The organism is Acetobacter orleanensis (assembly GCF_001581005.1).
GTDB classification, from domain to species: domain Bacteria; phylum Pseudomonadota; class Alphaproteobacteria; order Acetobacterales; family Acetobacteraceae; genus Acetobacter; species Acetobacter orleanensis.
This window is the reverse complement of record NZ_LHZV01000020.1, coordinates 1-4879: the sequence shown is the minus strand read 5'-3', so window position 1 is coordinate 4879 and position 4879 is coordinate 1. Positions and strand designations below refer to the sequence as shown.

The window sequence follows — 4879 nt, the reverse complement described above, 5'->3', positions numbered from 1 at the left end:
CACCACCGCCGCCGCCGCCGCCGCCGCCGCCGCCGCCGGTTATGACGGTTCCGCCGCCGCCGTATATTCCTCCGCCGAAGATACAGCTGCCGCCGCCGCCTAAGCCGCCGATCAAGCATGTGTCCCGGACGCCGCCCAAAAAGGCGACGCCTCCGCAAACAACAACGGCTCCGGCACCGCCCGTGTCGAGCGAACCGGCATCCACTGCGGCCCCGACCAACTCGCCGGATACTTCGGCAGGAACGTCACCGCTGAACAACGCCCGGCCCGTCTATCCGCCAGATATGGAGGAAGACAACATTGAAGGCCGTGCGACTGTTGCCTGTGATGTGGAAACAACGGGGATGACGAGCAACTGTTCTGTTCAGTCCGTGCAGGGGGGACAATCCTTCGCGCAGGCTGCTCTGGATTACGTTCACAAGGCCCGGTATCGCCCGGCCATGAAGAACGGCGTGCCCGTCAAGGAACTTCACAAGGTGTATGTGATCAGGTTCAGACTGGATGACTGATCCCGGCAATTAAGCCGTATTCTGCAGAAAACTGCCTGATGCCGGGAGCCCCCGTGCATCAGGCCGATAAAGATAAGGATTTTTAGGTACATGATCAGACTGTCTCGTCTTCCAGTGTCGGGTCTCGCGGTTCCGGCCCTTGCGGTCATGCTGGGCACGGCGACACCGGTTCTGGCTCTGGCTCAGGATGCTTCCTCCGCTCCTGCTGCATCAGCGCCTGCTGCTCCTGCTGCTACGGATAACTCCGCAGCCCCTGCTGCTCCCGCGGCGTCTGCACCGGCTTCGTCGGACACGGCTGCTCCTGCTGCCCCGGCGCCTGACGCGTCTGCTCCGGCCGCCGATGCCTCCGCTCCCGCAGCGGCTCCGGCCACAAAAGAAGAAGCCAACCCGTATGGTCTTGGCGCTCTGTGGTCCAATGGTGACATCATCGCCCGTGGCGTGCTGATGATCATGCTGATCATGTCTCTGGGCACTTGGTTCATCATGATCACCAAGTTCATTGAACAGGCTCGTCTGTTCTCTGCGGCCAAGGAAGCGACCAAACAGTTCTGGACGAAGAGCACCATTCAGGAAGGCGCAGCTGCCCTGAAATCCACCTCTCCGTTCCGCTACATTGCTGACACGGGCATTGTCGCTGCGGAGCACCATGAAGGCACGATGCAGGAATCCATCGACCTGAATAGCTGGACCTCCCTGTCCATTCAGCGTTCGGTGAACAACATCCAGAACAGCCTTCAGTCTGGTCTGGCCTTTCTGGGCACCGTGGGCTCCACCTCTCCGTTCGTGGGTCTGTTCGGCACCGTCTGGGGTATCTATCACGCCCTGACAGCCATCGGCATTGCCGGTCAGGCGTCCATCGACAAGGTTGCTGGTCCGGTTGGTGAATCTCTGATCATGACGGCTATTGGTCTGGCCACCGCTGTTCCGGCCGTGCTGGGTTACAACCTGCTCGTGCGTCGTAACAAAGGGGCTATGGACCGTGTGCGTGACTTCGCGGCTGACCTTCAGTCCATCCTGATTGGTGGCCTGCGTCATGGTGCGGGTGCAGAACGCATTGTTGTCCGTCCTGACAATTCCCCCACCACCGCAACCGTCTCTAACCGGGTAGGCTAATCATGGGTATGTCTGTCGGAGACAGCGGGGGAGAAGACGACGTCGTATCGGCGATCAACACAACTCCTCTCGTTGATGTCATGCTGGTGTTGCTGATCATCTTTCTGATCACAATTCCGGTTGCAACCCACACGGTCAAGGTAACTTTGCCGAAGGATATGAACCAGCCGACACAGACAATGATGTCTAACGTCGTGCTTGCAGTGGCGCAAAACGGACAGGCATACTGGGACGAAGTGCCACTGAAAGGCCGGGCTGATCTGATGGATCGGCTCGAAAAGGCAGCGGTCCAGAAACCGCAGCCGCAGATTCAGATCCGTGGTGATGTGAAGAGCCGCTATGAATCTGTCGGCAAGCTGATCGAAGCCTGTCAGGAAGCTGGTATCTATCGTATCGACTTTATTACCGAGCGACCAAAAACCAACTGACCAAGCAGGCAGGCTCCACCTTCTCTCCCCAAGGGGAGGAGGTGGGATTCAGTCCACTATCCCGCGTCCGGCCTTGTTTGGACCGTGCCGTGGATCCAGAGTTTGAGAGAGTGACACCCCATGGGCATGAATGTCGGATCGGAAAGCACGACGGAAGACGAAGGCATTGTCGATATCAACACCACGCCGTTGATCGACGTGATGCTGGTTCTGCTGATCATGCTTATCATCACAATTCCGTTGCAGACCCAAGCCGTTTCTATTGACCTTCCGCAGGGCAACCCGCCGCCGTCCACGGTTGAAACACCAGTGGTCACACTTGCGGTTGACTTTGACAACAGCATTACATGGAACGGACAGCCGGTTACCAGTGAGGAAGACCTTCAGGCCCACCTGCGGGAAGCCGCAACCGGACCGGAAGATAAGCAGCCGGAAGTTCATCTCCAGCCAAACCGTCTGGCCGATTACAAAACTGTGGTGCATGTTATGGCAGACGCCCAGCGACTTGGCGTGACCAAGCTTGGTATCGTCGGGCAGGAACAATTCGCAGAAGGTCAGTGATCTGATGTCATCTCGTCTTTTACGCGTCGCACTGTTTGCTAGCGCCGCATTTGCTTTCTCTTATCCGGCCGCACAGGCAGAGGATGTGCTGGGAGCAGATGTGGGCAAGGCGCTGCAGCAGGCACAATCCGCTCTGTCCGCTCACGACTACACCAAAGCCATGGCTGCGGTGAATGCTGCTGATGCGGTAAAGGGCAAGAGTGACTATGAGTCTTACACCATCACCCAGATGCGTGCTGCCGTGGCAACACAGGGCGGCCAACTGGGTGAAGCAACCGCAGCTTATGACAAGCTGATTGCTTCTCCGCGCACGCCCACAGAGACAAAGCACCAGATGCTGATGTCTGAAGCCACAATGGCCTATACCGCTAAGAATTACCCTAGCGCAATCAAGGCGATTCAGCGTTACCAGAAGGAAGTTGGCCCCAACGCCACGCTGGATACGCTTCTGGCGCAGTCCTACTACCTTCAGAAAGATTATCCCAATTCCATTCGGGTGCTGAAGCAGCAGATCGAGCAGGAAATCAAGGCGAAGAAAACGCCGCCGGAATCTCAGCTCCAGATGCTGGGTGCCAGCGCGACCGCCGTGAAGGATTCCGCGACCTCCACGCATGCCTATGTGCTGCTGGCGACCTATTACCCCAAAAAGGAATATTGGGCGCTCCTGCTGCACGAACTCATCGTGAACCCCAGAATTCCGCCTTCACTCCAACTGGATGTGTACCGTATCCGTCTGGCTGCCGGGAACGTGTCTCAGGCGCGTGACTTTATGGACATGACGGAAATCGCCATGCAGGCGGGCATGCCGCAGCTTGCGCTGGACCTGATGAATCAGGGCTATCAGGCCAATGTGCTGGGGCAGGGTGCTGAAGCACCGCGTCAGGCACGCCTGAAAGCCATGGTGGAGAAAACCGTAGCGGACAAGAAAGCGTCCATCGCGGCGGATGAAGCCGCAGCTCTCAAGCAGAAGACCGGTGATGATCTGCTGACGGTAGGCTACAATTACGTCACCTTCGGGCAGGCTGATAAGGGCCTTGGCCTGATGCAGCAGGCGATGACCAAAGGCGTGACGGACATGAATGTGGCCCGTCTCCACTATGGTCTGGCGCAGTTGGCTGCTGGTAAAAAAGCTGATGCGATTGCCACGTTCAAAACCGTTGACGGTGAGACGGGCGCGCAGGACATTGCTCAGCTTTGGGTGCTGAAGCTATCTGCCGCCAAATAAAAATTGGTATTTTTCGAGTTTGGAAAAAGGTCGCCTCAACAGGGCGGCCTTTTTTATTGTCAGTTTTGTCGCCAGTGGAACGACTCAGAGACGGGGTTCTTGAAGTTGTATGATGGTGTCCGTGCAAAGCAACGGGTGCATGCTGGTGCGGTGTGTGGCGGTTTTACGCTCAGTTCGTCTCAGCCCGGATTGGTTGGTGTTCAAGGAGGGCTCAGAGACGCACTCTCCTTAGAAGCGATTTTTTCTTGTGAGAGGCGGCGGGTGGATGGCACAGCGTTGGCATGTCTTTTAATACATCTTCCCACGATAGAAACGCGTCACCCACCACAGTACGGCCCGCGCGGTATGAGGACGTTGTTCTGTTGCCTGATATTGAAAAATCAGCCGCGCAGAGCTTCAAAACCCTTCCGGCTCTGGCATGGATCGCTGAGGGGCCGTGTCTCCCCATAGACACGCATCTCGCTAGCCTTGAGGACGGAACCTGCTGGGTTGCTGTGACAGACAAGGATCGCCCCGTCGGCTTTCTGACAGCCGAACGCATTGAGGATCGGCTCCATATTCTGGAAGTGTCAGTGGAGGCGCAGGCTCAGGGGCGCGGCATTGGCAAAGCGTTGCTGGCGGCTGCATGTCAGGCGGCGCAGAAGGCCGGATGCAGACGTATCACGCTGACCACCTGCCGGGATGTGCCTTGGAATGCGCCATTTTACCATAAAATGGGCTTTGAGTATCTGGAGGAATCCACTCTGGAGGCGGACCTACGGGCTATTCTCACGGAAGAAGAAGCCTACGGTTTCCAGCCCGGCACGCGATGCGTCATGCAGCGTTGTCTTTAAAGCAAAGACAGGTCTGGAACTTAGGCACGTAGGGCGGAGTGTCTGTGCGGTGGGTGCAAAGATTTCGGCAATAAAAAAGTCCGGCGCTTATCAGTGCCGGACTCAAAAGGTGGATAGGACAGTGTTACTGGCAACCTGAGTTTTAAAGGTTGCCAGCACGCCAAGTGCGAGTCAGCCTGTGCCTGTGCCTGTGCCTGTGCCTGTGCCTGT

The 4879-nt window shown here is 57.3% G+C and carries 6 protein-coding genes; all 6 read left to right on the top strand.

The genetic code is table 11. The annotated features are described in order from the left end of the window. A partial coding sequence (locus AD949_RS00165) for an energy transducer TonB (RefSeq protein WP_061504590.1) occupies nt 1-509 on the top strand: 509 nt, incomplete at its 5' end. A 90-nt stretch (nt 510-599) separates the two neighbouring features. Continuing rightward, nucleotides 600-1622, top strand: a complete 1023-nt coding sequence (locus AD949_RS00160) for a MotA/TolQ/ExbB proton channel family protein (protein WP_082064876.1) — start codon at nt 600-602, stop codon at nt 1620-1622. A gap of 2 nt (nt 1623-1624) precedes the next feature. Further along, the gene (locus AD949_RS00155) at nt 1625-2050 is read left to right on the top strand and encodes an ExbD/TolR family protein (RefSeq protein WP_048836875.1); all 426 of its coding nucleotides are present in this window, start codon (nt 1625-1627) and stop codon (nt 2048-2050) included. A gap of 120 nt (nt 2051-2170) precedes the next feature. Next, nucleotides 2171-2611 (top strand): ExbD/TolR family protein, encoded by a 441-nt coding sequence (locus AD949_RS00150; RefSeq protein WP_048836876.1) that lies wholly within the window; start codon nt 2171-2173, stop codon nt 2609-2611. 4 nt (nt 2612-2615) lie between these two features. After that, entirely contained in the window at nt 2616-3836 is a 1221-nt protein-coding gene (locus tag AD949_RS00145; RefSeq protein WP_048836877.1) for a tetratricopeptide repeat protein, read from the top strand. A 281-nt stretch (nt 3837-4117) separates the two neighbouring features. Then, the gene (locus AD949_RS00140) at nt 4118-4669 is read left to right on the top strand and encodes a GNAT family N-acetyltransferase (RefSeq protein ID WP_048836878.1); all 552 of its coding nucleotides are present in this window, start codon (nt 4118-4120) and stop codon (nt 4667-4669) included. Nucleotides 4670-4879: the final 210 nt, after the last annotated feature.

Bases quoted from the DNA above. Each gene is read 5' to 3' on its own strand.
- AD949_RS00160 (WP_082064876.1), top strand. From the start codon at position 600: ATGATCAGACTGTCTCGTCTTCCAGTGTCGGGTCTCGCGGTTCCGGCC.
- AD949_RS00155 (WP_048836875.1), top strand. From the start codon at position 1,625: ATGGGTATGTCTGTCGGAGACAGCGGGGGAGAAGACGACGTCGTATCG.
- AD949_RS00150 (WP_048836876.1), top strand. From the start codon at position 2,171: ATGGGCATGAATGTCGGATCGGAAAGCACGACGGAAGACGAAGGCATT.
- AD949_RS00145 (WP_048836877.1), top strand. From the start codon at position 2,616: ATGTCATCTCGTCTTTTACGCGTCGCACTGTTTGCTAGCGCCGCATTT.
- AD949_RS00140 (WP_048836878.1), top strand. From the start codon at position 4,118: ATGTCTTTTAATACATCTTCCCACGATAGAAACGCGTCACCCACCACA.